General features: G+C 42.1%; 27 protein-coding genes and 1 pseudogene. 23 read left to right on the forward strand and 5 right to left on the reverse strand.

The window, feature by feature from the left end:
- Window positions 1–201 precede the first annotated feature (201 nt).
- Window positions 202–1,005 (reverse strand): peptidylprolyl isomerase, encoded by an 804-nt coding sequence (locus ODU34_RS03805; protein ID WP_398578296.1) that lies wholly within the window; start codon window positions 1,003–1,005, stop codon window positions 202–204.
- A gap of 143 nt (window positions 1,006–1,148) precedes the next feature.
- Between ODU34_RS03805 and ODU34_RS03810 the strand changes: the two genes are divergently transcribed.
- From ODU34_RS03810 to ODU34_RS03830, 5 genes are all read left to right on the forward strand, one after another.
- Window positions 1,149–1,502: a DUF2500 domain-containing protein gene (locus ODU34_RS03810; protein WP_024413393.1), complete on the forward strand. Its 354-nt coding sequence runs from the start codon at window positions 1,149–1,151 to the stop codon at window positions 1,500–1,502.
- Window positions 1,503–1,586: 84 nt separating this feature from the next.
- Window positions 1,587–1,964, forward strand: coding sequence for a VOC family protein (locus ODU34_RS03815; RefSeq protein WP_105179019.1), 378 nt, complete (start codon window positions 1,587–1,589; stop codon window positions 1,962–1,964).
- A complete protein-coding gene (locus ODU34_RS03820; RefSeq protein WP_053866828.1) occupies window positions 1,965–2,504 on the forward strand; it encodes a hypothetical protein in 540 nt (179 codons plus the stop codon).
- Window positions 2,505–2,589: 85 nt separating this feature from the next.
- Entirely contained in the window at window positions 2,590–4,959 is a 2,370-nt protein-coding gene (locus ODU34_RS03825; RefSeq protein ID WP_105179020.1) for a DNA translocase FtsK, read from the forward strand.
- Window positions 4,959–5,345, forward strand: a complete 387-nt coding sequence (locus ODU34_RS03830; RefSeq protein WP_002935887.1) for a VOC family protein — start codon at window positions 4,959–4,961, stop codon at window positions 5,343–5,345. Before ODU34_RS03825 ends, ODU34_RS03830 begins: the two co-directional genes overlap by 1 nt.
- A 309-nt stretch (window positions 5,346–5,654) precedes the next feature.
- Here the strand turns inward: ODU34_RS03830 and ODU34_RS03835 are convergent, their stop codons facing one another.
- Complete coding sequence (locus ODU34_RS03835) at window positions 5,655–6,023, reverse strand: DUF3397 domain-containing protein (protein ID WP_205014586.1); 369 nt, start codon at window positions 6,021–6,023, stop codon at window positions 5,655–5,657.
- Window positions 6,024–6,177: 154 nt separating this feature from the next.
- Here ODU34_RS03835 and rplK point away from each other — a divergent pair, with 154 nt between their 5' ends.
- The 12 genes from rplK to ODU34_RS03895 all read left to right on the forward strand — a co-directional run bounded on the left by rplK (window position 6,178) and on the right by ODU34_RS03895 (window position 15,734).
- A complete protein-coding gene (gene rplK / locus ODU34_RS03840; protein ID WP_002935890.1) occupies window positions 6,178–6,603 on the forward strand; it encodes a 50S ribosomal protein L11 in 426 nt (141 codons plus the stop codon).
- Between the two features lie 40 nt (window positions 6,604–6,643).
- A complete protein-coding gene (rplA, locus tag ODU34_RS03845; RefSeq protein ID WP_004194879.1) occupies window positions 6,644–7,333 on the forward strand; it encodes a 50S ribosomal protein L1 in 690 nt (229 codons plus the stop codon).
- A 106-nt stretch (window positions 7,334–7,439) separates the two neighbouring features.
- Window positions 7,440–7,730: a hypothetical protein gene (locus ODU34_RS03850; protein ID WP_012775208.1), complete on the forward strand. Its 291-nt coding sequence runs from the start codon at window positions 7,440–7,442 to the stop codon at window positions 7,728–7,730.
- Between the two features lie 8 nt (window positions 7,731–7,738).
- Window positions 7,739–8,527: a glutathione-dependent disulfide-bond oxidoreductase gene (gene yghU, locus ODU34_RS03855; RefSeq protein WP_105179022.1), complete on the forward strand. Its 789-nt coding sequence runs from the start codon at window positions 7,739–7,741 to the stop codon at window positions 8,525–8,527.
- Between the two features lie 254 nt (window positions 8,528–8,781).
- Window positions 8,782–10,422 (forward strand): oligosaccharide flippase family protein, encoded by a 1,641-nt coding sequence (locus ODU34_RS03860; RefSeq protein ID WP_398578325.1) that lies wholly within the window; start codon window positions 8,782–8,784, stop codon window positions 10,420–10,422.
- A gap of 166 nt (window positions 10,423–10,588) precedes the next feature.
- Complete coding sequence (pyrH, locus tag ODU34_RS03865) at window positions 10,589–11,323, forward strand: UMP kinase (protein ID WP_015445263.1); 735 nt, start codon at window positions 10,589–10,591, stop codon at window positions 11,321–11,323.
- A gap of 151 nt (window positions 11,324–11,474) precedes the next feature.
- On the forward strand, window positions 11,475–12,032 hold the full coding sequence (gene frr / locus ODU34_RS03870) for a ribosome recycling factor (RefSeq protein WP_024391695.1): 558 nt from the start codon (window positions 11,475–11,477) through the stop codon (window positions 12,030–12,032).
- A gap of 131 nt (window positions 12,033–12,163) precedes the next feature.
- A complete protein-coding gene (cvfB, locus tag ODU34_RS03875) occupies window positions 12,164–13,018 on the forward strand; it encodes an RNA-binding virulence regulatory protein CvfB (RefSeq protein WP_024384950.1) in 855 nt (284 codons plus the stop codon).
- A gap of 9 nt (window positions 13,019–13,027) precedes the next feature.
- A complete protein-coding gene (locus tag ODU34_RS03880; protein ID WP_105179023.1) occupies window positions 13,028–13,948 on the forward strand; it encodes a 2-dehydropantoate 2-reductase in 921 nt (306 codons plus the stop codon).
- An 8-nt stretch (window positions 13,949–13,956) separates the two neighbouring features.
- Window positions 13,957–14,412 (forward strand): DUF1801 domain-containing protein, encoded by a 456-nt coding sequence (locus ODU34_RS03885; RefSeq protein ID WP_105179024.1) that lies wholly within the window; start codon window positions 13,957–13,959, stop codon window positions 14,410–14,412.
- Between the two features lie 5 nt (window positions 14,413–14,417).
- A complete protein-coding gene (locus tag ODU34_RS03890; RefSeq protein ID WP_009910192.1) occupies window positions 14,418–14,633 on the forward strand; it encodes a YozE family protein in 216 nt (71 codons plus the stop codon).
- Between the two features lie 78 nt (window positions 14,634–14,711).
- Window positions 14,712–15,734, forward strand: coding sequence for a PhoH family protein (locus ODU34_RS03895; RefSeq protein WP_398578297.1), 1,023 nt, complete (start codon window positions 14,712–14,714; stop codon window positions 15,732–15,734).
- 672 nt (window positions 15,735–16,406) lie between these two features.
- Here the strand turns inward: ODU34_RS03895 and ODU34_RS03900 are convergent.
- Window positions 16,407–17,555 (reverse strand): cobalamin-independent methionine synthase II family protein, encoded by a 1,149-nt coding sequence (locus ODU34_RS03900; protein WP_105179026.1) that lies wholly within the window; start codon window positions 17,553–17,555, stop codon window positions 16,407–16,409.
- A gap of 199 nt (window positions 17,556–17,754) precedes the next feature.
- On the opposite strand from ODU34_RS03900, the gene ODU34_RS03905 reads away from it, so the two are divergent.
- Window positions 17,755–18,921, forward strand: a complete 1,167-nt coding sequence (locus ODU34_RS03905) for an MFS transporter (RefSeq protein ID WP_105179027.1) — start codon at window positions 17,755–17,757, stop codon at window positions 18,919–18,921.
- Between the two features lie 98 nt (window positions 18,922–19,019).
- Here ODU34_RS03905 and ODU34_RS03910 read toward each other — a convergent pair whose 3' ends face one another.
- The gene (locus ODU34_RS03910) at window positions 19,020–19,190 is read right to left on the reverse strand and encodes a DUF3042 family protein (RefSeq protein WP_012775205.1); all 171 of its coding nucleotides are present in this window, start codon (window positions 19,188–19,190) and stop codon (window positions 19,020–19,022) included.
- 68 nt (window positions 19,191–19,258) lie between these two features.
- On the opposite strand from ODU34_RS03910, the gene miaA reads away from it, so the two are divergent.
- Genes miaA through ODU34_RS03935 form a run of 5 tightly spaced genes read left to right on the forward strand, consistent with a single transcriptional unit; the run spans window position 19,259 to window position 23,694 of the window.
- Window positions 19,259–20,143, forward strand: a complete 885-nt coding sequence (gene miaA, locus ODU34_RS03915; protein ID WP_105179028.1) for a tRNA (adenosine(37)-N6)-dimethylallyltransferase MiaA — start codon at window positions 19,259–19,261, stop codon at window positions 20,141–20,143.
- The gene (hflX, locus tag ODU34_RS03920; RefSeq protein ID WP_105179029.1) at window positions 20,136–21,386 is read left to right on the forward strand and encodes a GTPase HflX; all 1,251 of its coding nucleotides are present in this window, start codon (window positions 20,136–20,138) and stop codon (window positions 21,384–21,386) included. Before miaA ends, hflX begins: the two co-directional genes overlap by 8 nt.
- A complete protein-coding gene (locus tag ODU34_RS03925) occupies window positions 21,370–21,999 on the forward strand; it encodes a cystathionine beta-lyase (RefSeq protein WP_105179030.1) in 630 nt (209 codons plus the stop codon). Before hflX ends, ODU34_RS03925 begins: the two co-directional genes overlap by 17 nt.
- A 10-nt stretch (window positions 22,000–22,009) precedes the next feature.
- Entirely contained in the window at window positions 22,010–22,939 is a 930-nt protein-coding gene (gene rnz, locus ODU34_RS03930; RefSeq protein WP_105179031.1) for a ribonuclease Z, read from the forward strand.
- Complete coding sequence (locus tag ODU34_RS03935) at window positions 22,936–23,694, forward strand: SDR family oxidoreductase (protein ID WP_105179032.1); 759 nt, start codon at window positions 22,936–22,938, stop codon at window positions 23,692–23,694. Before rnz ends, ODU34_RS03935 begins: the two co-directional genes overlap by 4 nt.
- Window positions 23,695–23,825: 131 nt before the next feature.
- On the opposite strand, the pseudogene tnpA reads toward ODU34_RS03935, so the two are convergent.
- Window positions 23,826–24,298: pseudogene (gene tnpA / locus ODU34_RS03940) on the reverse strand (IS200/IS605 family transposase).
- Between the last annotated feature and the right edge of the window lie 90 nt (window positions 24,299–24,388).

Genomic DNA, 24,388 nt, shown 5'->3' on the forward strand with positions numbered 1-24,388 from the left:
CTCGCAAGGGCGTCCAAAGAACTCGAGCAATGCGAAGAGTGATTTGTTGACGCCTACTGCGTCGAAGTCCAGTGGACCTTTTCTAGTTGGGAATAGGAACTGACGGTAGTCAGTTTACCTTGATAAAGATAACTATAAAAGGATATGATAGAATACATGAAGCTGGGCAAGACATCATAGATGTCTTGCCCAGCTTCATTTTTAAAAGGTGTAATCTTTCAGAATCTCAATAGACTCAATTTTTACATCTGTTTTAGGTTTATCGCTACCATCTGTTTCGACGGAAGCGATTTTATCTACGATGTCCATCCCTTCAATGACTTGACCAAATACGGTATGCTTGCCATCTAAGTTTGGGTTGCCTCCGTTTTTATAAGCATCAATGATTTTACCAGGATAGCTAGAACTAGAGAGTTGGCTAGACATGTCAGTTGTATTTTGATTGATGAAAAACTGACTTCCATTTGTTCCTGCACCAGCATTTGCCATAGAAAGTGAGCCACGAATGTTATAAAGGAAAGCTGAAATCTCGTCTTTAAAACCATTTCCAGCATCGATAGTAGTATCTTTTCCGGCCCAGATAGACTCTCCACCAGTACCATTTCCAAGAGGATCGCCACCTTGAATCATGAAATCCTTAATGACACGATGGAAGATCGTTCCATTATAGTATCCTTCCTTGGCATGGGTCAGAAAGTTTTCCACAGTTAGTGGAGCTTGCTCGGGGAAGAGTTTTATAGTGATATCGCCTTCGGTTGTTTTTATTTTAATAGCAGCCTCATTTTCACCAATTTCATTGGAAAGTTGGGGGAATGTAGCTTTGGGATTGTTAATGGCGTATGCCAAAGATTTGGCATATTGGCTAGAAGCAGTTGTATCAGCTGTCGTAGTCGAGCTTGAACTAGAGCTAGATGCTGCAGAAGATGAGCTATTAGCTGTCGAGTTGTTTGTGCAGGCAGTTAGCAAGATGCTCGAAGCTAGAGCAAGAGCTAGTATTTTTTTCATTGAAAATCCTTTCTTGTCTTGTTCAAAATTATGCTCATTCTACCATGAAATATGGATTTTTTCAATTTTTATCTAGTATAAAAAGTGTATCTAATTCAACAATATGATATACTATATTCACAAATGTAAAAAGGAGAATAGTGATGTTTGAGAACTTGTTTGGCCCAGATGGAAGCCTAGTATGGCATACGGTCCTTTTCTACAGTTTTTCTGCAATCATATTAGCGACGGTTTGTTTCCATATTATTAAAAATTTTATGGAATGGCACCATAACAATCAGGCCCCAAAAGAATCCTACAGGGCCAAGCTTGTCTCTAAACGAACCCATGTTTTTGGTAATGAAGTAGCACGAACCAATTATTATGTAACGTTTGAATGGGAGGGAAGACGGCAGGAGTTCCGTGTACGCTCAGACGAGTATGCCCTCTTGGCAGAGGGAGATGTAGGCAGCCTGCATTTTCAGGGGACTCGCTTCCTAGGTTTTGAACGGCTCTAAGAGTCGTTTTTCTTTTGAAAATATCCCTACCTAGTGTATAATGGTCTGAACAGATATTCGTACAACACAAAAGAGGTATTTAAAATGATTCAATCAATCGGACAGGTTATGCTGTATGTCAATAATCCTGAAGCAGCTGCAAAATTCTGGAATGAAAAAGTTGGCTTTGAGCGTGTAGAACGCCAAGAACAAGGTCCGCAAGTTTCTTATGTTATCGCGCCAAAAGTAGATAGCAATGTTCAATTTGTTCTTCATGATAAGGCAGCAGTTGCTGAAATGCATCCAGAGATGTTTCTTGGTATTCCATCCATCTTGATGGCATCTGCAGATGTTGAAAAAACCTACCAAGAATTTATCGAACGCGGTGTCAATGCCAACCCAGTTATGGATCTTGGATTTATGAAAACTTTCAACTTTAGCGACGAAGAAGGCAACTATTACGCAGTACAAGAGGTAAAATAAATGTCAATTCAGAATCGTATTGAAGAAATGTATAAAGACCATGAGGTCAAGCCCTATATTTCCCCTGAACGTGACCTGGCGGCCTGGCTTTTGGAGGCAAAGCCCGTTCCAAAACGCAATATGATTCGGCTAGAAGAAGGTCTGCTGGCAGGGGACATTATCCTCCTCTGGCGTGTCAATTTTGGCACTTTTACAACTACGACGCCCTATTCCAAGTATTTTGAGTACATTTACGGCATCAACGGACCTGCCCACATGGAAAAGTTGTTGGTGGATGGCTATGTTTATTTAGAGTCAGCCTTTGATTCGCTGGACCACATCACTTCCACTGCCAAGAAGAATATCCTCAAGGCAGAAGGCGTGACCGGTCTTTCCAAGATGAAGGCGGCCGACCTCGACACTGCCCTCAAGGACCACTTGACAGAAGAGAAACTAGCTCCCTACTTTGCTGTCCGTGGCTATGCCCTGACGGAAAAAGGCAGAGCTGCTCTGGAAAATCATCCAGAAGTTATTGACAAACACCCAAAGAAGAAAATGTAGACTGGCAAGGCTGGTCTATTTTTTCTCCCATGAAAATTCTTCCCAATTATGATAGAATAAAGAGATTGAGAAAGTTGAGGTATCTATGAGAAAGACAAGTAAAAAAGGAAAGGCTACGAGGCGACCAACCAAGGCAGAATTAGCACAGCAAGAACGTGTTAAAAATATCACCCTTCGAGTATTGGGGCTTTTATTCATTGCCTTTGCAGCCAGTCGCTTAGGTGTGTTTGGAGTGACCAGCTACAATATTTTCCGGCTATTATTTGGTAGTCTGGCCTATCTATTATTGGCGGGTGCATTTATCTACCTTCTTATTCCCAAAATCTTACGCGAAAGAGAAGGGACCATATCGGGCTTCTGGCTGATTGTTATCGGGTTATTAATTGAATTTCAGGCTTATTTAGACTGGACCTATCAAGGGAGTGACCTATTCGGTCATACTCTAAAATTGGCCTTGTCAGACCTAGCTAAGTTTCAGGTAACAGCATTTCTAGGTGGAGGGATGATTGGAAGTATCTTCTATCTGCCAGTCTCCTTCCTCTTTGCAAATGTCGGTTCCTTCTTCATCGGTCTTCTAGTGATAGCATTTGGTATCTTTTTTGTAAGCCCATGGTCTGTTTATGATGTTGCCGATGGCTTGGCGGTTGCCAAAGATAAGTTGGCGGAGACGCAGGTAAAAAGAGCAGAGCTTCTAACACAGAAAAAAGCAGAACGAGAAGAAAAACGTCAGCAAGAATTAGCTCGTCTAGAAGAGGAACGCCTTCGTCTAGAGGAAGAGGAAGAGTCAGCTCGGGCTTTGGCGCTGGTAGATAGACATTTCGATTTAGAAACGGGTGAAATCCTAGAAGAAGAGCCTGTTCAAGTACCGATTATTTCAGAATATGACCACTTAGACATAGAAGATGAATTTCCTATTATGTTGGCAGAAGATGACCAACCAGCACCATCAAACTCGGCAAGCCAGGATTCTGAAACAAATGAGTTTGAGAAGGACGAGATAGATATGCAGATTGATTTCAAGCCTAAGCAGAGACTAGCATATAAACTTCCGTCCATAGACTTATTTGCTCCTATAAAAGCTAAGAGTCAGTCCAATGAAAAACGGATTGTTCGCCAGAATATTAAAGTTTTAGAAGATACCTTTGCCAGTTTTGGAATCAAGGTGGTGGTTGAGCGTGCTGAGATTGGACCATCGGTAACCAAGTATGAAGTCAAACCAGCAGTCGGTGTCCGAGTCAATCGGATTTCTAACCTAGCTGATGACTTGGCTCTAGCTCTTGCGGCTAAAGATGTCCGTATTGAAGCTCCTATCCCAGGAAAATCTCTGGTCGGTATTGAAGTTCCAAACTCCGAAGTGGCTACAGTACCTTTCCGTGAGCTCTGGGAACAATCTAAAACAGACCCAGACAAGCTTCTGGAAATTCCTCTCGGTAAGGCTGTAAATGGCTCCGTCCGTTCCTTTAACCTAGCACGTATGCCCCATCTATTGGTGGCTGGTTCAACTGGTTCAGGGAAGTCTGTTGCTGTCAACGGTATCATCTCTTCAATTCTCATGAAAGCTGGTCCAGACCAAGTTAAGTTCATGATGATTGACCCCAAAATGGTCGAATTATCGGTCTATAATGATATTCCCCACCTATTGATTCCCGTTGTGACCAACCCGCGCAAGGCTGCTCGAGCTCTTCAAAAAGTAGTGGATGAAATGGAGAAACGCTATGAGTTGTTTAGCCAAATTGGTGTCCGAAACTTAGAAGGTTATAATGCGAAGGTCGAAGAATTTAATAGCCGTTCAGAAGAAAAACAGATTCCACTTCCTCTCATTGTGGTCATCGTAGATGAGTTGGCAGACTTGATGATGGTAGCCAGCAAGGAAGTGGAAGATGCCATTATTCGCTTGGGACAGAAGGCTCGTGCAGCAGGCATCCACATGATTCTTGCTACCCAGCGACCATCTGTTGATGTTATTTCAGGCTTGATTAAAGCCAATGTACCATCTCGTATCGCCTTTGCCGTATCAAGCGGTACAGACAGTCGGACGATTCTAGATGAAAATGGTGCTGAAAAACTCTTGGGCCGCGGTGACATGCTCTTTAAACCGATTGATGAAAACCATCCAGTCCGCTTGCAAGGTTCCTTTATATCCGATGATGATGTAGAAGCGATAGTTGGCTTTATCAAGGATCAGGCAGATGCAGATTATGATGAATCCTTTGATCCTGGTGAAGTGGCAGAAGGTGATGGCGATGTAGGTTTTGGTGATGCTGGAGGAGATCCACTTTTCAACGAAGCACGTGCCTTGGTAGTTGAGACACAAAAAGCCAGCGCCTCTATGATTCAACGACGCTTGTCTGTTGGTTTTAACAGGGCAACACGCCTCATGGAAGAGCTAGAAGCAGCGGGTGTCATTGGTCCGGCTGAAGGAACAAAACCTAGAAAGGTATTGGAAACACAATAATGAAATTTGATGCAGTTCATCATATTGCAATTATCGGTAGTGACTATGACAAAACAAGAGAATTTTATGTTGAAAAACTAGGCTTTGAACAGGTGGATGAACATATTCGCCCAGAAAAAAATGATATTCTCTTCAATGTCAAAAAAGGCAATCTGATCTTGGAAATCTTCATCAAACCAGATGCACCAATGCGTCCGGTCATGCCCAATCCTGAACATACAGGTCTACGCCATCTAGCCTTCCAGGTTGCAGATGTGGAAGCCTGTCTGGAAGAGTTTGATCGTCTGGACATCCGACATGAAGTCCTGCGAACAGATGATTTTGATGGTAAAAAAATGGCCTTCTTCTTTGATCCAGATGGCCTCCCTCTAGAAATTCATGAATAGTCCATCTTTTCATGTCCAGAGAGGCCTATCAATATGACAACTAATTAATACTCTTAGAAAATCAAAATCATACGCTGTTGACTTGATTTGATGAACGTCAGTTCTATCTATAGTCATTTGAATTAACTTTGATACATCGTCACTTTCGGCTTGCCGTACTATAGTACAGCCTGCACCTCAGTTCCTTGTCTGAAAGCTAATTCATTCGACTATGCATCTATGTCGCCTTGTCTGATTTAGTATAAAAAAGAATCCCCGCTGCGCCTGCAATGGGGATTCATTATGCCATCGATGAAAGGATGGATGATTTTAGGATTTTAAAGTGAAGACCGCAATAACCAAAGCTAGATACATCAAAAAGGTCAAGATAAAACTAGCTCGCCAGAAAACCTTGAAGAAACGGCGGTATAAAAAATTCTTTTTCTTTAAAAGGAAGAAACCACAAAGACCAATCGCTAGTAGTGAGAGGGCTAGGACAAGCTGAGGCAGTAGACTGTTATAGTAGGCCTTGTCCGAAATCAGATAAAATTCAATTGCATAGAGAGGAAAGGCAATGTCTGCAAAGTTCCATCCTCGGTTTTGCAACCTAAAAAACTTGACAGCAATTATCGAAATGGCCAAGGTTAGAAAGATAAATAGAAAGGCTATTATTTTTAAAAATATAATCGATTCAAACATACATTCATTCTATAAAAAATGTGAAAAAAAGTAAACCTAAAGCTTGCATTTCTTTGAAATTCGTGTATAATGAAAAGGTATGTGTAAAACACATATTTGTGGGAGGTAAAAATCTTTAATTACCGCCAAAACCACAATAGGAGGATTTTATATCATGGCTAAAAAAGTCGAAAAACTCGTAAAACTTCAAATTCCTGCAGGTAAAGCTACTCCAGCTCCACCAGTCGGACCAGCACTTGGTCAAGCAGGTATCAACATCATGGGATTCACAAAAGAGTTTAACGCTCGTACAGCTGACCAAGCTGGTATGATTATCCCAGTAGTTATCTCTGTGTATGAAGATAAATCATTCACTTTCATCACTAAAACACCACCAGCTGCTGTTCTTTTGAAAAAAGCTGCAGGTGTTGAAAAAGGTTCAGGTACACCAAACAAAACTAAAGTTGCAACAGTTACTCGTGCACAAGTACAAGAAATTGCTGAAACTAAAATGCCTGACTTGAACGCTGCATCTCTTGAAGCTGCAATGCGTATGATCGAAGGTACTGCTCGTTCTATGGGATTCACTGTTACTGACTAAGTAGCACCCAAGATTATCTGATTACAAGGAGACATATAACATGGCTAAAAAAAGCAAAAACTTGCGTGCTGCTCTTGAAAAAATCGACAGCACAAAACTTTACAGCGTAGAAGAAGCTGTTGCTCTTGCAAAAGAAACTAACTTCGCTAAATTTGATGCGTCAGTTGAAGTTGCTTACAACTTGAACATCGACGTACGTAAAGCTGATCAACAAATCCGTGGTGCAATGGTATTGCCAAACGGTACTGGTAAAACTTCACGCGTTCTTGTTTTCGCACGTGGTGCTAAAGCAGAAGAAGCAAAAGCTGCTGGTGCAGACTTTGTTGGTGAAGACGACCTCGTTGCTAAAATCAACGGTGGTTGGTTGGACTTCGACGTTGTTATCGCAACTCCAGATATGATGGCAGTTGTTGGACGTCTTGGTCGTGTACTTGGTCCACGTAACTTGATGCCAAACCCTAAAACTGGTACAGTAACAATGGATGTTGCTAAAGCAGTTGAAGAGTCTAAAGGTGGTAAAATCACTTACCGTGCTGACAAAGCAGGTATCGTACAAGCTCTTATCGGTAAAGTATCATTTGACGCTGACAAACTCGTTGAAAACTTCAAAGCTTTCCACGATGTAATGGCTAAAGCTAAACCAGCTACAGCTAAAGGTACTTACATGACTTCAGTATCAATCACAACAACACAAGGTGTTGGTATCAAAGTTGATCCTAACTCACTTTAATCAATAGAAAGATTGTCTTAAGGCAATCTTTTTTTCTTGAGATTTTCTTGACAAGCACTTGATTTCGATTTATACTATATTCAATTTACATAAAAGGAGTTATCCAATGAAAGTAGCAGAGAAAGAAGAGCTTTATAAATACCTTTCTGCAGCCTACAACCTTCCGCAGGAAGCATTTTCAGAAGCCCTGCGTGAAAAAATATTGGAGGTAGCAGGTCAGCTGGACAAGGAGGAAAATCTCTATATACTGGCAGGACACTTAAGTCGCTTTATCAATGCAGAGTTAACAGCTCTGACTTGCCGAGCGCCTAAGGAATTGGTGCAACTAGCCCATTACCTTCAAGAGGTTCAAAACCATTATCGCTATGCCAGTCTTTTTCCAGGAAAGGTAAAATAGGAGAAAACATGACAGAATACACAAAACCACTCGTTTGGAAGTGGGAAGATGAAAATGACAACCGATCTGGCAACCGTCCAACAGCGGGCAGTCGCTTTGAGCAAGACCTACCAAAGGGAGAGAAGCCTTTCCAAGTCTATTCATTGGGGACTCCGAATGGCATTAAGGTTGCTATTATGTTGGAGGAGTTGAAAGAGTTAGGTATTTCGGAAGCTGATTATGACCTCTTTCTCATCAATATCGGTCAAGGAGATCAATTTGGCTCGGATTTTGTTGCCATCAATCCCAACTCCAAAATACCAGCTATGGTAGATTATTCCGAGCAAGAACCGATTTCGGTCTTTGAATCAGCCAATATTCTCCTCTACTTGGCAGAAAAGTTTGACGCCTTCCTACCAAAAGCCTGGGCAGAGCGGACAGAGGTTCTTAATTGGCTCTTCTGGCAAACTGGCGCCGCTCCATTTGTTGGTGGAGGATTTGGACATTTCTTCCATTACGCTCCGACAGCGCAAGAATATCCGATTAATCGCTATACAATGGAAACTAAGCGTCAGCTGGATCTCTTGGATCAATTATTGGGGATAAGAGAATATGTAGCTGGAAATACCTATACCATCGCAGATATTGCTATCTGGTCTTGGTATGGTCGCTTGGTTCAAGGAGAACTATATCCAGGATCGGCAGAATTTTTAGATGTTGATTCTTACAAGCATCTAAAGTCCTGGGTAGAGAAAATAGCCCAACGCCCAGCTGTACAACGAGGGTTGACAGTGAAATATCATTCAATTGATAATTAATTGACTTGCCCACCTTATAGGTGGGTTTTTCTTTTACTTTGGTATGATAAAAGTTTATAATGAAAGAGTTAGACTTTGTGAAAATCCAAAAATAGAAATTAATAATTGATACTCAATGAAAATCAGAATTAGACTAGGCGACGTAGATGCAGATAGAACTGAAGTTCATCAAATCAAGTCAACAACGTCTGATTTTGATTTTCGAAGAGTATGAGTTTTTCCTGTCTTATATTTACATAGAAAGTAATAGAAAAATGTCCGAAAAAGTTGAAATGCAGCAGTCCAAAGAACAGGCGACAATGGCCAGAGGCTTGGCTTGGTTGACTGCTGGAAATATTCTTAGTCGCCTGCTTGGTGTTGCCTATGTTATTCCCTGGTATATTTGGTTAGGGGAATATCGAGCTGAAGCCAATGCCCTCTTTAGTATGGGGTATCAAATCTATGCCAACTTCTTATTGATTTCAACAGCTGGTCTTCCGACAGCTATTGCCAAACAAGTAGCTAAATACAATGTCTTGGGTAAAGAAGAGGTGTCGCTTTACTTGGTCAGAGAATTCTTCAAGCTCATGTTGGTCTTTGGAGCTGTCTTTGCAGGGGTCATGTATCTAAGTGCTCCGTGGTTGGCAGACGCATCGGGGTCAAAGGAAAAGTTACTTCCAGTCATGTATAGTCTAGTCCCGCCTCTCTTTATCTTCCCAGCCATGAGTATTTTGCGTGGTTTTTTCCAAGGTCGGCACGATATGAAGCCCTATGCGATCAGTCAGCTTGCAGAGCAGCTGGTACGGGTTATCTGGATACTGGCAGCAACATTTATGATTATGAAGTTGGGTAACGGTGACTATCTTGAAGCGGTTGTCCAATCTACCTTTGCAGCTTTTGTCGGGATGATTGCTAGTGTTGGGATTTTAGTTTATACTTTATGGAAGCAAGGTTACCTTGGCAAGTTGCTTCATGCTAAGAAACAAAAGATTTCTTTGGATACAGGTCAACTTATTAAGGAAACTGTTCGAGATGCGATTCCAATTATCATTTTAGGTCTAACGATTCAATTATTGCAGTTTATTGACCAAGTCACCTTTATTCGTGTTATGGAAAGAATTACGGATTACAGTAATTCGGAACTTTTGGAACTTTATTCATATATGGCTGCCAATCCAAGTAAGATTACGATGATGATTATCGGGATTTCACTGAGTTTGGGAAGTGTTGCTATTCCATTGATTACAGAGAAATTTGTCAAGAAAGATTTGAAGGCGGCGTCTCATTTAGTGGCGGATAATCTACAATTACTCTTTATATTCACTATACCGGCAATTGTTGGAACAGTCCTGTTAGCCGGGCCACTCTATACGATTTTTTACGGACCGTCAGAGCCTATCGCCATTACTCTATTCATTTGGAACTTATTTTTAATTTTACCTCTGGGACTATATTCTGTCATTAGTGTAGTCATTCAAGCGATATTTGAAAATAGAAGAGCGATTTATTATTTCTTGATTGGGATGCTAGTGAAAATCATTTTACAAGTACCAATGATCTATGTCTTTAAGGTATATGGTAGCTTTATCTCGACGATATTTGGGTTGGGAATTATGCTGTACCTCTTCTATAGACGAATTGATAAGGTTCTGCATATTGATGAAAGACTAGTGATAAAAGATATTGCGACCATTAGTTGGATTTCTATCGTAATGGGATTCATTGTATGGGGGATTGAATTTGTCCTGAATCTTATCCTTCCAGCAAATGGCTATGTATCTAGCTTTATCCACTTGGCTGTTGCAGGTGGAGCAGGTATGCTTGTTTTTGTCATCTTGACATTGAAGACTCGTCAGCTAGATCGTTTAATTGGAAGTCGGGCTCAGAGTTTACGGAGGAAATTGCGCCTAGGCTAGTTTGTTTTAAAAATCTCTATTTTCTACTATTGAAAAGCTGGGAAAAAGAGGCGTTTTAGAATGCGAGAAGGAAAGTTCGTTGAGAATTTTCCTTTTTTCTTGGAGATTTCAGTATAAAAAAAACGGTTTTTGTGGTAGAATAGTAGGGATAAAAAAGAGGAGAGAGATGATGAAACCTAAATACGAACGTATTCTAATCAAACTATCTGGTGAGGCCTTGGCTGGTGAACGTGGTGTCGGTATTGACCTTAAAACTGTTCAGGAAATGGCAAAGGAAATTCAGGAAGTCGCAGAATCAGGTATTCAGATTGCCCTTGTTATTGGTGGTGGTAACCTTTGGCGTGGAGAACCTGCTGCTGAAGCGGGTATGGATCGAGTTCAAGCAGACTATACAGGCATGTTGGGGACTGTTATGAATGCTCTTGTAATGGCTGATTCCCTTAAACAGCTTGGTGTGGATACACGTGTGCAGACAGCGATTGCGATGCAGTCAGTTGCAGAGCCTTATATTCGCGGTCGTGCTCTTCGTCATCTTGAAAAAGGTCGCATTGTTATTTTTGGAGCTGGTATTGGTTCTCCGTACTTCTCAACGGATACGACAGCGGCTCTTCGTGCTGCAGAAATTGAAGCGGATGCGATTTTGATGGCTAAAAATGGTGTGGATGGCGTCTACAATGCTGATCCGAAGAAAGATGCTAATGCAGTTAAATTCAATGAATTGACACACCGTGAAGTGATTAGTCGTGGTTTGAAAATCATGGATGCGACGGCATCAACTCTCTCAATGGACAATGATATTGATTTGGTCGTGTTCAATATGAATGAACCAGGAAATATTAAACGTGTTGTCTTCGGTGAGCCAATCGGTACTACCGTTTCAAATTCTTCAGAAGAAAAATAAATCATATCGTCATTTAGTTTTTCTTTTATGTACTTCGACGATCGAGGAAGTATTGTTTCCTTATTTCCAACTTCAATTATGCCTGTGGCTCGTTGCCTAGTACTAAAAGTAAACTAAAAGACTGTAAAAAAAATACAAAGAAGGAAGTCTTATGTCTAAAGAAATTATTGCTAAAGCGCAAGAGCGCATGAATCAATCTCATCAGAGTTTGGCACGTGAATTTAGCCACATTCGTGCTGGCCGTGCCAATGCTAGTTTGTTGGACCGTATTTCCGTTGAGTACTACGGTTCTCCAACACCATTGAACCAGTTGGCTGGTATTACAGTGCCAGAAGCGCGTGTTTTATTGATTACTCCGTTTGATAAGTCAATCTTGAAGGATATTGAGCGTGCTTTGAACGCTTCAGATCTTGGTTTGACGCCACAATCTGACGGTACTGTTATCCGTTTGGTTATCCCTGCCCTTACAGAGGAAACGCGTAAGAACTTGGCGAAGGATGTGAAAAAAGTGGGTGAGAACTCTAAAGTTGCTATCCGCAATATCCGTCGTGATGCTATGGATGATGCTAAAAAAGCTGAAAAAGCAAAAGAAATCACTGAAGACGAATTGAAGTCACTTGAAAAAGATATTCAAAAAGTAACAGATGATGCTATCAAAACAATTGATAAAATGACTGCCGACAAAGAAAAAGAATTGTTGGAAGTTTAATCAACACGTTTTTAGGCTACAAAAACAAATCATCACCGGGCTGTCTAACTTCCAGTGGTGAACCAATAAGAAATCTAATGGGGGGAGTTAGACAAGACTTCCCCCACTTTTTAATCAGAAAGAAGAAAATCATGAATGATTTATTAGCACAGTATATCGTTGGTTTAGTGACTGACGAAAACGATCAGTTTTACTTTGTCCAAAAAGAGGGTAGAACCTTTGCTCTTTCTAAGGATGAAGGAGAACATAGTCTAGGTCAATCTGTTAAGGGATTTGCCTATACCGATATGAAACAAAAACTCCGTTTGACAACTAAGGAAGTTGGGGCGAGTCGTACCAGCTTTGGTTGGGGAACTGTCACAGAGGTACGTAAGGATTTGGGGGTCTTTGTGGATACAGGTCTGCCAGACAAGCAAGTGGTTGTTTCCTTAGACATTTTGCCTGAAATCAAGGAACTCTGGCCGAAAAAAGGGGATCAGTTGTACGTCAAATTAGACGTCGATAAGAAGGATCGCATTTGGGCTCTGCCAGCTTTTCAGGAAGATTTTCAGAAAATGGCTGGACCTGCCTATGACAATATGCAAAATCAAAATCTGCGAGCGATTGTCTATCGTTTGAAAATGAATGGTACTTTTGTTTATTTGCCAGACAACAACATGCTTGGTTTTATCCATCCGAGCGAACGCTTCGCGGAACCACGTTTGGGTCAGGTTTTAGAGGCGCGTGTCATCGGCTACCGTGCAGTTGATCGGACCTTGAACTTGTCTCTCAAGCCACGTTCATTTGAGATGCTGGAAAATGATGCCCAGATGATATTGACTTATCTGGAAAGCAATGGAGGTTTCATGACCTTGAACGATAAGTCTGCTCCGGAAGACATCAAGGCCACCTTTGGTATTTCCAAAGGGCAATTCAAAAAAGCTCTTGGAGGTCTGATGAAGGCTGGAAAAATTAAACAGGATTCTTTGGGAACAGAGTTGGTGTAGGGGGCGTCTATGCTAGTATATATTGCTGGAAGTGGTGCCATGGGCTGTCGGTTTGGTTATCAGTTGTCCAAAACAGCTCATGAAGTGATTTTGCTGGATAATTGGGATGCTCACATTGAGGCCATTCGTGAAAATGGCTTAAAGGTGACAGGTGATTTTGATGATGTGGTCCACTTACCGATTATGAAGCCGACTGAGGCGACGGAAGTGGCTGATTTGATTATTCTTCTGACCAAGGCGGACCAGTTGCCCAAGATGTTGCAGGATATTAAAGGGATTATTGGCAAGAAGACCAAGGTTCTTAGCCTGTTGAATGGGCTGGGTCATGCGACTACCATGCGCCGTTATGTGCCAGATGAAAGTATCATGGTCGGTGTGACTATTTGGCTGGCTGGGCTTAAGGGGCCAGGACACGCGAATTTGCAGGGGCCAGGTTCTATCTCCGTTCAGCATATTCTTGGTGATGAGCATTCAGTTGCGGATATTATTGAAATGCTGAATGAAGCTGGACTAAATGTGACCTATGACAATCATGTTGTCAGTGCTATTTGGCAGAAAGCCTGTGTCAATGGTGTGATGAATCCAACTTGTACCATTTTAGACTGTACAATTGGTGAATTATTTGGTACGGAGGCTGGACTGAATCTAGTACAGGGGATTTTCAAAGAATTTATTGCTGTTGCTAAGTCTGAGGCAGATGGAATTGACGAAGAAGCTATTTGGAAATATGTTATTGATGCTTCGAAGAAAGCTTCCAATCACTATCCATCTATGCATCAGGATTTGGTCCAACATGGTCGAAAGACAGAAATTGATTATCTGAATGGAGCTGTTGTATTCAAGGGTAAACGTGCAGGTATTCCAACGCCTTATTGCCAGATGATTACGGAAATGGTGCATGCTAAGGAAGCTATGCTTGGATTGAGATAGGGGTTGCTATGCTGATTGAAGTGGAAACGATTGAAGAATATATGGTTGCCTTGCCTGAGAATCGGAAGGAAGCGGTTGAACGGCTCCATCAAGTGATTGTGGAACAGTTACCAGCTGGTTTTGAAGTAGGCATCTTGGGAGGTATGATTAACTATTATGTGCCGCTTAATGCCTACCCTGATGGTTATCATTGCACACCGGGAGAGCCCCTGCCTTTCCTTACCTTGGCATCACAAAAGGCACACATCGCCCTCTACCACATGGGAATCTATATGGACCAAGAATTGAATGATTGGTTCGTTGCTGCTTATCAAGCACAGGTACCTACCAAACTGGATATGGGCAAGTCCTGTGTTCGCATGAAAAATCCCAAGAACATTCCTTATGAATTGATAGGGGAATTGGTTAGTAAGATGTCTATGGAGCGCTATATAGAGCTCTACGAAAAAAATCATAGAAAGTAGATGTAGTGAGAAGAAGTTTTTATTCTTGGTTGATGACCCAGCGCAACCCGAAAAGTAATGAACCAGTAGCTATCTTGGCAGATTATGCCTTTGATGAATCTGATTTTCCTAAGCAATCAGATAATTTCGATGAAGTCAGTCGATTTTTGGAGGAATCGGCCAGCTTTGCCTTTTCCATGTCTGATTTTGATGCGATTTGGGAAGATTATTTGGGACATTGATGGATAAAATAGTACAAAATAGCCTTGTTTGGGCTATTTTTGTTATAATAGAGAAAAGCACAGGAAAAGGAGCAACTCTTGCTAGAACATTCAATTGATATTCAACTCAAGCATCCAGATGATTCGTTTAGCCTATTTGGTTCGAATGAACGCCATCTGAGATTGATGGAACAGGAACTAGGTGTGGTTATTCATGCCCGTACGGAAAAAGTGCAGGTGATTGGCCAGGAAGAACATGTAGAACAAGCGCGTCTTGTTATCCAGTCTCTTCTTGTCTTGGTGAGTCGTGGTTTGGTTGTCAATACGCCAGATGTGGTCACAGCTATTTCCATGGCAAAAAATGATGAGATTGAGAAATTCGTTGCCCTCTATGAAGAAGAGATTATCAAGGACAACTATGGCAAACCCATTCGCGTGAAGACCCTTGGACAAAAACTCTACGTGGACAGCGTAAAGCGTCATGACATCGTGTTTGGAATCGGTCCTGCTGGTACAGGTAAGACCTTCTTGGCGGTTACTCTAGCTGTAACAGCCCTCAAGCGGGGACAGGTCAAGCGGATTGTTCTGACACGTCCTGCGGTAGAAGCAGGCGAAAGTTTAGGCTTTTTGCCAGGGGACTTAAAAGAAAAAGTAGACCCCTATTTGCGTCCTGTCTATGATGCTCTCTACCAGATTTTGGGCAAGGAGCAGACCACGCGCCTAATGGAGCGCGAGATTATCGAGATTGCACCGCTGGCCTATATGCGGGGGCGGACCTTGGAAGATGCCTTTGTCATCTTAGATGAGGCGCAAAATACCACCATTATGCAGATGAAGATGTTCCTGACCCGTCTGGGCTTTAATTCCAAGATGATTGTCAATGGGGATATTAGTCAGATTGACCTGCCACGCAAGGTTAAGTCAGGTTTGATTGATGCGACGGAGAAACTAAGCAAGATTCCACAGATTGATTTCGTACATTTTTCAGCCAAGGATGTGGTTCGCCACCCAGTCGTTGCCCAGATTATCAATGCCTACGAGCAGGAGGCTCTGGCAGCTGATAGCCGAGCAAGTTTTGAAACGATTGGGCAGCCTAGTCGGAAATACAATGGTGAGGAGTAGTTGTTTCATTGGCTGATATATAAAAGAATTGTGATGCTAGTTACATTTAATATACAATAAAAAGTCCAAATGGACGATACTGTAAGTGACGAAACAAACAGGAGCTTAGTCCAAATGAGCGACTTACAGCATATCGTAAAATCGCATCGTACAGCAAATATCAACTATTTGTCACAAGTTATACCAAGCCTATTGCCCGACTCCCTTAAAGCATTGTCACAACGTTGCTTTGTCAATGGTATCAGATAAATCTATTAAAATATTGCTAGTACTTCCAGTTAGTTGGATTAGAGATTAAATCTCAACGCCATTTTCGAACCAGCCCTCATTGTAGCGGATAGAGGTCGTAAAACCTATAACTTTATGAATCGTTACCAATAAAAAGGCTGGTTCTATCTGATTCGGATTCGAGATGGGAAAAGCAGCACGAAACCGAGTTTTACTCCCTTTCTTTTCGCATGTTCGGCACCGATAAGTATGAAAACCTCGTGGCCAATTGTGATAAATCTGTAGACTATATAAAAAGCCTCCTTTTGTGTTGTCCGAACATAAAATCCCAAGTATTACATCGGAAAAATACTTGGGATTAGATATCATAGATTAACTGATCAGAGTTAACTTAGAGACATTGATTGATGACAGGGATTTTATGCACGAATAACAAGAAGTGGCTTAAGACCAAAACTTCTCTGCAATTTCTTGGCCTTGTTTAATTTTTGCCCACTGTTGCGGGATGGCCAATTCATTACCTGAATCACATGAAGCGAATCCACATTGATGTGACAAGTAGAGACGCTCTTTTGGAATAATCTTGCTTGCTTCCTCGAGTAATTTATAAACACGTTCTTCATCATCCAAATCAGAAGTTTTACTTGAAAGTAGACCAAGAACGACTTCGACATTCTTATCACGCAAGCTTTCCAAAGCTTTTAAATCACCTGCACGTTCATCATCCCACTCAAGGAAGAATCGATCGTATTTTTGGTCACGCAGGAATTTTTCAGCAATGGCTTCGTAAGTTCCGCCAGCTGCTGAGCGGCTTTCATAGTTACCACGGCAGTTGTGCGTCCAGACGGTCAAGCCAATTTCATGTCCGTAATCAATAACAGCATTATTGATAGCAACAAATTCGTCAGCCAAAGCAGCCAATGCTTCAGAATCGTCTTGTGGCAAGAAAGGTACAGGGTTAGCAGGGTCGAATAATTCCCAAAGGCAGTCATCGAATTGAACGATTTGTCCACCAGCTTCCTTGTACTGGTCTAAAAATTCTCTATACGCAGCCAATAAACCTTCTTTCAAATCCTCACGTGTTTTATAAACTTGGTCTGGACCGACTTGACCATTGAAGAGAACAAGCTCGGTAAAGGCATGGGCAGGTCCCCATACAGTTAACTTTGTATCAGTTTCACCAGCTAGTTCTTTAACTTTTTTATAAATGTCAATGAAATGGTGATTTTTTGCTGAAAGAGGACCGGTGATACGCAATCCAATATCCTTACGTGTTTCAAAAATTTGTCCATCATGGTCTTTAAAAGGATAACCATGCTCAGCAATGTAACGCTCTATACCATCGAAGCCCCAGACAAAGTCAAGATGCCACATTGATTTTGAAAACTCACCGTCTGTTACAATATCAATACCATTTGCTTTTTGTTCAGCGACAATCGCTTCGATAGTTGCAGCTTCAGTTTCTTGATAGCCATTAAAGGCGTCGTAGAATGGGTATTGGATATTGTCACGATGCTCAATTTTACGTTTAAATTCTCCTAAGTTTGCTGGTCGAAGAAGTGAACCGACTAATTGGAATCTTGAAGTTGTCATATATGTATCTCTCTTTCGTTTTAGTGATGAACCTATTCTAACTCATAAGCTATCATTTGAAAAATAGTTATTTTCATGGAAAATCCATAGTTAAAAACTATAACTAGAAAAAAATAGACGGAAATAACTTTCTATCATTTGTCAACTATGGTATAATCAAAAGTACTGAAATCCGAACATTAGGAGACTTAGGAGAAAAATGAAAAAACAATCACCATTTATAATTGCAGGAATCGTCATGCTAGGGGTCGTGATGCGTGCCCCCTTTACAGCTTTACCTGCTATTTTGACAGATGTGGCAGCAGGACTGGGAGTAGAAGTGAGTTCATTAGGAATTTTAACCTCTATTCCGCTCATCATGTTTGCTCTCTGTTCATCCTTAGCACCGCGTCTTGCGGCTAAGTTTGGCATGGAAAAACTAATGGCCCTAGTCTTACTGGTCATGGTGCTTGGTTCAGGGATGCGAGTTCTCAACTTACCAGCCCTTTACATTGGTACTATGCTTGTTGGTGCTACAATAGCGTTCATTAATGTTTTGCTACCAAGTTTGGTTGCGGCTAATTTTCCAAAGAAAATTGGTCTGTATACGACGATTTATATCACTCTCATGGGGGTGGCGGCAACAGTTGCATCCATGATTGCTGTTCCAATTGTATCCTCTAGTTCTTGGGAATTTTTTATTCTGTTAATTACAGGATTGGTGTTTATGGCTTTCCTAATCTGGTTGCCTAATGTAAAAAATAACCATCGATTTGCAAGTGAGAACCAAGGAAAACAGAAATCATCTATCTGGAAAAATAAAGCAGCGATTGCCTTTTTGATATTTGGTGGGCTACAATCAGTCCTCTACTATACAGAGATTACCTGGTTGCCAACCATTTCTCAATCAGTTGGCTTTAGTAAGGCAGAAGCAGGTCTAATGGCTGGTTTCTTTAATATGACAGCTATTCCCATGTCAATGATTATCCCAGCTGTTCTTTCATGTCAGACAAAAGAAATGCGTCGAAATATCATGCTGGCTATTTCCTCTGTCACCTTGCTTGGCTTGGCTATGATGGCATTGATTCCGACCAATCTCATTCTTTGGTCAGCACTTCACATTATTTTAAGTTTTTCAAATGCAGCCCTTTTCCCTTATATGATGTTGAGCTTTACTTTGAAAACAAGCAACAGCCAGGCTACTGCTCAGCTATCAGGAATGGTGCAGACAGGTGGCTATCTCATTGCAGCATTTGGACCAGGCCTTCTTGGTTATAGCTATCCAATCTTCGGAAACTGGATACCATTGATTCTTGCTCTGGCTATCGTCACACTTGCCATGATGTGGACTATTGTTCTCATTGAAAGAGAAGATATTATTTTATAAAGTATAATCCCTTAAGAAGGCTGGCATTTTTCTGTGAAAATGGCAGAGCTTCTAAGGGATTTTTTGTCAAACAAAAAAGCTGGACTCCTGCCAGCTTTTTAATGTGCTACACGTTTACGAGCAGCTTTTTTACGATTTTCTTCAATGAAGGCTTCTTTCTTTTCTTCTGGTTCAATGATTGTTTTGTGAACAGTGAAGACTGCGCCTGCTGCAAGAGCAACTGTAGAAAGAACACCTGTTAAGAAACCTTTACCAAAACCTTTAGCCATAGTTATTTCTCCTTTACTTGTGTTATAATAGATTTTAGCGAAAAAACAAAATATTTTCAAGGAAAAAGATGAAAACTAAAGTTATTGTGGTCATTGGACCAACCGCGGTAGGAAAAACTGCTTTAGGAATTGAATTGGCCCAGCGCTACAAGGGAGAAATTATCAGCGGTGATAGCCAGCAAGTCTATCGCAAACTTGATATTGGTACGGCAAAAGCTAGTCCTGAAGAGCAGGCTGCTGCGGTTCATCACTTGATTGATGTCCGAGATGTGACCGAGGGCTATTCGGCTTATGAATTTGTAGCAGAAGCCAAGACCTTAATTGCTGACATTACCAGTCGTGGCAAGTTGCCTATTATCGTTGGAGGAACTGGACTTTACATTCAGAGCTTGCTTGAAGGCTACCATCTGGGCGGGCAGGTTGACCAAGAGCAAGTTCTTGCTTATCGGACGGAGCTGGATAACTTGCCTGATGAAGTGTTGGAAACAATGGCAGAGCAGGCAGGCTTGACAGTCGAGGGAAACAGCCGACGGAGAATCATTCGTGGGTTAGAGTTGAAAAAGTTTGGCAAAAACTTAGAAAATACAGAGTCAGAATTTGAGCCTCTTTACATCTGCCTGACGGATGACAGACAGGTTCTTTACGACCGCATCAATCAGCGAGTGGATAAGATGGTGGCGGCGGGCTTACTAGATGAAGTTAGCTGGCTCTACCAAGAACACCCAGAAGCCCAAGCTGCTATGGGAATTGGCTATAAGGAGTTTTTCCCATACTTAGCAGGTCAAATCAGCCTAGAAGAAGCAGTTGATAAGGTCAAGCAAAATAGCCGCCGCTTTGCCAAACGCCAATTGACCTGGTTTAGAAATCGCATGCAGGTTCCCTTCTATTCAGTAGGCGAGCCAGATTACAAGTCACAGATTTTCACCGCCGTAGAGGAATTTTTAAATGATTGAAACTCAGAAAGAACAAGAACGCGCCCTCCTGGTTGGAGTGGAATTACAGCAGACAGACAACTTTGACATGTCCATGGAGGAGTTGGCAAGTCTTGCTAAGACGGCTGGCGCTCTGGTCAAGGGAGTCTATACTCAAAAACGTGAAAAATACGACAGCAAGACCTTTGTCGGCTCAGGGAAACTAGAAGAAATTGCCCAGATGGTCGAAGCTGATGAGATTGATACCGTCATTGTCAATAACCGACTGACACCCCGTCAGAATGTCAATCTGGAAGAGATTTTGGGTGTCAAGGTTATCGACCGTATGCAGTTGATTTTGGATATTTTTGCCATGCGGGCACGGAGTCACGAGGGTAAACTGCAGGTCCACTTGGCCCAGCTCAAGTATATGTTGCCGCGCTTGGTTGGACAAGGTATCATGCTCAGCCGTCAGGCGGGTGGTATCGGTTCTCGTGGACCAGGTGAAAGCCAGTTGGAGCTCAACCGTCGAAGCATTCGTAATCAGATTCACGACATTGAACGCCAACTCAAAACGGTGGAGAAGAACCGAGCGACTGTCCGTGAACGCCGTCTGCAATCAGGCGTGTTCAAAATCGGCTTGATTGGCTATACCAATGTTGGTAAGTCCACTATTATGAATGCCATGACCGACAAGCGACAGTACGAGGCGGACGAACTCTTTGCGACACTTGATGCCACGACCAAGCAGATTAACTTGGCCGACAAGTTCAACGTGACCTTGACCGACACGGTTGGTTTTATTCAGGACCTGCCGACCGAGTTGATTTCTGCCTTCAAGTCCACCTTGGAGGAGTCCATGAACGTGGACCTCTTACTCCATGTCATAGACGCTTCTGACCCCAATCATAGCGAGCAGGAGCAGGTGGTCTTGGATATTCTGAAAGACTTGGATATGCTGGATATTCCTCGCTTGGCCCTCTACAACAAGCTGGACAAGACGGACGACAGCTTTACCCCCAGTCAGTTTCCTCATGTCATGCTGTCCGCTAAGGATGAAAATGCCAAAGGCCATATACAGATGATGGTCTTGGCCAAGATTAAGACCATGTTTGAACGATTTGAGGTCAGGGTTCCACTTGCTGAATCTTATAAATTGCATGATTTGGCAACTCTGGCACTGATTGAAAATCGGACCTATGAAGAGGATGTGGAAGTGGTATCAGGCTATATCGCTTCCAGCAATAAATGGAAGTTGGAAGAATTTTATGACGGATTATCTTGATTTGGCAATCAAATACGGTGGCTTTACCAGTCTAGACAAGGTCTATCTGGCGAAGAAATTAGCTGATTTGACTGACCAACAAAAACTAGACTTTATCACGCCACCGCCTTCAGTTATCAATGCCTATTTTGCGGAAATCTACCAGAAACAAGGGGCAGAAGAGGCGACGAATTACTATCTGACCCTCTCTCAGCAGCTCTGCCTTTTTCCAACAGAGCCCAGCTTTGCTGAAGATAAGCCCTTTGTCCGTCTCAACTTATCAGGCAAGTCTTTCGGATTTGCCTATGTGTCGGCTGACGGTCTGGCTCAGGTTTTTTCGGAAGGAGTAGAGGAAGTGTCGGATAGCTTGCTCTTTGAAATTGCCCAAGTCTTTCCCCACTATGTCGTCTTTGTGGAGGAGGGAAAGATTTTTATGAAAGTCAATCCCTTTGTGAACGCCGAGTTAGAGGAAGTTGAAACAGACTACCTCTTGACTCAAGTGGAAAAGGCAAAAGGTTTGGTCAAGATTTCTGGCTTTAATCAGGAAGAAGTGCTGGAAGTGGCGGACGAATATGCTGGTCAGTATTACTATGTCTGGTCGGGTCGCTCTGCAATTTTATATATAAAACATTAGAAAGTAAACAATGCAAATTCAATTTTTAGGTACGGGGGCTGGTCAGCCCTCCAAGGCTCGAAATGTATCCAGTTTGGCCTTGAAACTCTTGGACGAAATCAATCAAGTCTGGCTTTTTGACTGTGGTGAAGGAACTCAAAATCAAATATTGGAAACGACTATTCGACCACGTAAAGTCGCAAAAATCTTTATCACTCATCTACACGGAGACCATATTTTTGGACTGCCTGGTTTTTTGTCTAGCCGTTCTTTTCAGTCAAGTGAGGAACAGACAGATATTGATATTTACGGTCCTGTTGGCATCCGTTCCTTTGTCTTGGCAAGTCTGAAAGTATCAGGGACGCGCTTACCTTATCGCATTCATTTCCATGAGTTTGATGTGGATACAGTTGGTCAGGTCCTAGACACCGACAAATTCACGGTATTCGCTGAAAAGCTGGACCATACCATTCCTTGTGTCGGCTATCGTGTTATCCAGAAAGATTTGGAAGGGACCTTGGATGCAGAGGCTCTGCGCGCGGCAGGTGTACCATTTGGTCCCCTCTTTGGGCAAATAAAAAACGGTCAAAACGTAACGCTAGAAGATGGAACTGAAATTATCGCGAGTGACTATCTTTCTCCACCAAGACCTGGTAAGGTAGTGACCATTCTTGGTGATACGCGCAAGTGCCATGCCAGCGTACGCTTGGCAGTTAATGCAGATGTCTTGGTTCATGAGGCGACCTACGGTAAGGGCGATGAGAAGATTGCTCGTAAGCATGGACACTCGACCAATATGGAAGCTGCTCAGGTTGCCAAGGATGCGGGTGCTAAGCAGCTTTTGCTTAATCATATTAGTCCACGATTTTTGGCCAAGGATGTTAGCCAGCTGCGCAAGGACGCTAGCACTGTCTTCGAAAATGTCCGCATCGTTAAGGATTTAGAGGAAATTGAGCTATGAGAACCATTCTAATCACAGGTGCCTCTGGTGGTTTGGTGCAGGAGATGGTACCCTTGCTGAAAGATGATTTCTTGATTTTACTAGGTCGTGATGTCGAAAAAATTGAGCAACTCTATGCTTACCATGAAAAAAAGGCTGTCTTTGATGTAGACATCCGAGATGAAGCAGCCCTGACGGCATTTTTCGATGAACTGGATAGTCAGTTTGGTCAGATTGATATTTTAGTCAATAACGCTGGCTATGCTATTTACGATGATTTTGAGAATTTTTCCAGTCAGCAGGTGCAGGCTATGTTTGACATCAATACTTTTGCTCTGATGACCCTGTGTCGTTTAGTAGGTAAGCGTATGAAGGCTAGACGGAGCGGGCAGATGATCAATATCATTTCCATGTCAGGTTTGATCGCATCAAGCAAGTCATCCGTTTATTCTGCGACCAAGTTTGCGGCCATGGGATTTTCCAATACCATTCGCTTGGAATTAGCCCAGTATGGTGTGACGGTTACTACGGTCAATCCAGGACCTATTGCGACTGGCTTTTTCGACCAAGCAGATCCAGACGGAAGCTATCAAGAGAGCGTCAAGGCTTTCTTACTACAGCCGGACTATGTTGCCAAGAAGATTGTTTCAGCTATGGGAACGAAGAAACGAGACATCAATCTGCCTTGGTCACTAGCAGCTGCTCATAAACTCTATACTCTCTTTCCGAGAATAGCAGACTACTTGGCCACTACAGTATTTAATTTGAAGTCATAACCACCCGTGAAAACGGGTGGCTTGTACACCGGCTATAAGCCGTTTCTCTCCAGCGACGTCTAAAGACGTTCGCTGAACTTCGTTCAGGTTAGTGCTATAATTACTTGACTAATGCCCGTAACAACGGGCTTTTATCTTGTTCTAAAACTGCCATCTGAAAATGGATCTTCATACTCTTTGACACTCAAGAATCAAGTGCAATGTCATTTTTCTCCTGCTCGCAAATGTATTTCGCAACTGTCTTTTCGTTCAGCCCAACGGTACTAACATAGTAGCCTCTAGCCCAAAACTTTCGATTTCCATACTTATATTTCAAATTAGCGTGTTTATCAAATATCATTAGAGCACTTTTACTTTTCAAATATCCCATAAAATCGGAAATCGAAAGTTTTGGGGGTATCAAGACAAGCATATGAACATGGTCTGGCATCATGTGTCCCTCAATGATTTCCACGCCTTTATATCGACATAGATGACGGAAAATATCAATTAAGTCCTGCCTTATTTTGTAGTAAATGGATTTTCTACGGTACTTAGATGTGAAAACTATGTGATATTTGCACATCCATTTGGTATGTGATAAACTGTAACTGGTTTTAGCCATTTCTTTTTCCTCCTTTATCTAACCTGAACAATGAGATTATATCAGGAAAAAGAAATGGAAGCTCAAAGCCTTGTCAGCCACCAGCATAGC

Source organism: Streptococcus sp. 2018WUSS126 (genome assembly GCF_044427425.1).
GTDB lineage: Bacteria > Bacillota > Bacilli > Lactobacillales > Streptococcaceae > Streptococcus > Streptococcus hashimotonensis.

Bases quoted from the DNA above. Each gene is read 5' to 3' on its own strand.
- ODU34_RS03810 (WP_024413393.1), top strand. From the start codon at position 1,149: ATGTTTGAGAACTTGTTTGGCCCAGATGGAAGCCTAGTATGGCATACG.
- ODU34_RS03825 (WP_105179020.1), top strand. From the start codon at position 2,590: ATGAGAAAGACAAGTAAAAAAGGAAAGGCTACGAGGCGACCAACCAAG.
- ODU34_RS03910 (WP_012775205.1), bottom strand. From the start codon at position 19,190: ATGGCTAAAGGTTTTGGTAAAGGTTTCTTAACAGGTGTTCTTTCTACA.
- ODU34_RS03860 (WP_398578325.1), top strand. From the start codon at position 8,782: ATGTCCGAAAAAGTTGAAATGCAGCAGTCCAAAGAACAGGCGACAATG.
- frr (WP_024391695.1), top strand. From the start codon at position 11,475: ATGTCTAAAGAAATTATTGCTAAAGCGCAAGAGCGCATGAATCAATCT.
- rplA (WP_004194879.1), top strand. From the start codon at position 6,644: ATGGCTAAAAAAAGCAAAAACTTGCGTGCTGCTCTTGAAAAAATCGAC.
- ODU34_RS03885 (WP_105179024.1), top strand. From the start codon at position 13,957: ATGCTGATTGAAGTGGAAACGATTGAAGAATATATGGTTGCCTTGCCT.
- ODU34_RS03820 (WP_053866828.1), top strand. From the start codon at position 1,965: ATGTCAATTCAGAATCGTATTGAAGAAATGTATAAAGACCATGAGGTC.
- ODU34_RS03900 (WP_105179026.1), bottom strand. From the start codon at position 17,555: ATGACAACTTCAAGATTCCAATTAGTCGGTTCACTTCTTCGACCAGCA.
- cvfB (WP_024384950.1), top strand. From the start codon at position 12,164: ATGAATGATTTATTAGCACAGTATATCGTTGGTTTAGTGACTGACGAA.
- ODU34_RS03880 (WP_105179023.1), top strand. From the start codon at position 13,028: ATGCTAGTATATATTGCTGGAAGTGGTGCCATGGGCTGTCGGTTTGGT.
- ODU34_RS03935 (WP_105179032.1), top strand. From the start codon at position 22,936: ATGAGAACCATTCTAATCACAGGTGCCTCTGGTGGTTTGGTGCAGGAG.
- miaA (WP_105179028.1), top strand. From the start codon at position 19,259: ATGAAAACTAAAGTTATTGTGGTCATTGGACCAACCGCGGTAGGAAAA.
- ODU34_RS03835 (WP_205014586.1), bottom strand. From the start codon at position 6,023: ATGTTTGAATCGATTATATTTTTAAAAATAATAGCCTTTCTATTTATC.
- ODU34_RS03830 (WP_002935887.1), top strand. From the start codon at position 4,959: ATGAAATTTGATGCAGTTCATCATATTGCAATTATCGGTAGTGACTAT.
- yghU (WP_105179022.1), top strand. From the start codon at position 7,739: ATGACAGAATACACAAAACCACTCGTTTGGAAGTGGGAAGATGAAAAT.
- rnz (WP_105179031.1), top strand. From the start codon at position 22,010: ATGCAAATTCAATTTTTAGGTACGGGGGCTGGTCAGCCCTCCAAGGCT.
- hflX (WP_105179029.1), top strand. From the start codon at position 20,136: ATGATTGAAACTCAGAAAGAACAAGAACGCGCCCTCCTGGTTGGAGTG.
- ODU34_RS03905 (WP_105179027.1), top strand. From the start codon at position 17,755: ATGAAAAAACAATCACCATTTATAATTGCAGGAATCGTCATGCTAGGG.
- pyrH (WP_015445263.1), top strand. From the start codon at position 10,589: ATGATGAAACCTAAATACGAACGTATTCTAATCAAACTATCTGGTGAG.
- ODU34_RS03815 (WP_105179019.1), top strand. From the start codon at position 1,587: ATGATTCAATCAATCGGACAGGTTATGCTGTATGTCAATAATCCTGAA.
- ODU34_RS03805 (WP_398578296.1), bottom strand. From the start codon at position 1,005: ATGAAAAAAATACTAGCTCTTGCTCTAGCTTCGAGCATCTTGCTAACT.
- ODU34_RS03850 (WP_012775208.1), top strand. From the start codon at position 7,440: ATGAAAGTAGCAGAGAAAGAAGAGCTTTATAAATACCTTTCTGCAGCC.
- ODU34_RS03925 (WP_105179030.1), top strand. From the start codon at position 21,370: ATGACGGATTATCTTGATTTGGCAATCAAATACGGTGGCTTTACCAGT.
- rplK (WP_002935890.1), top strand. From the start codon at position 6,178: ATGGCTAAAAAAGTCGAAAAACTCGTAAAACTTCAAATTCCTGCAGGT.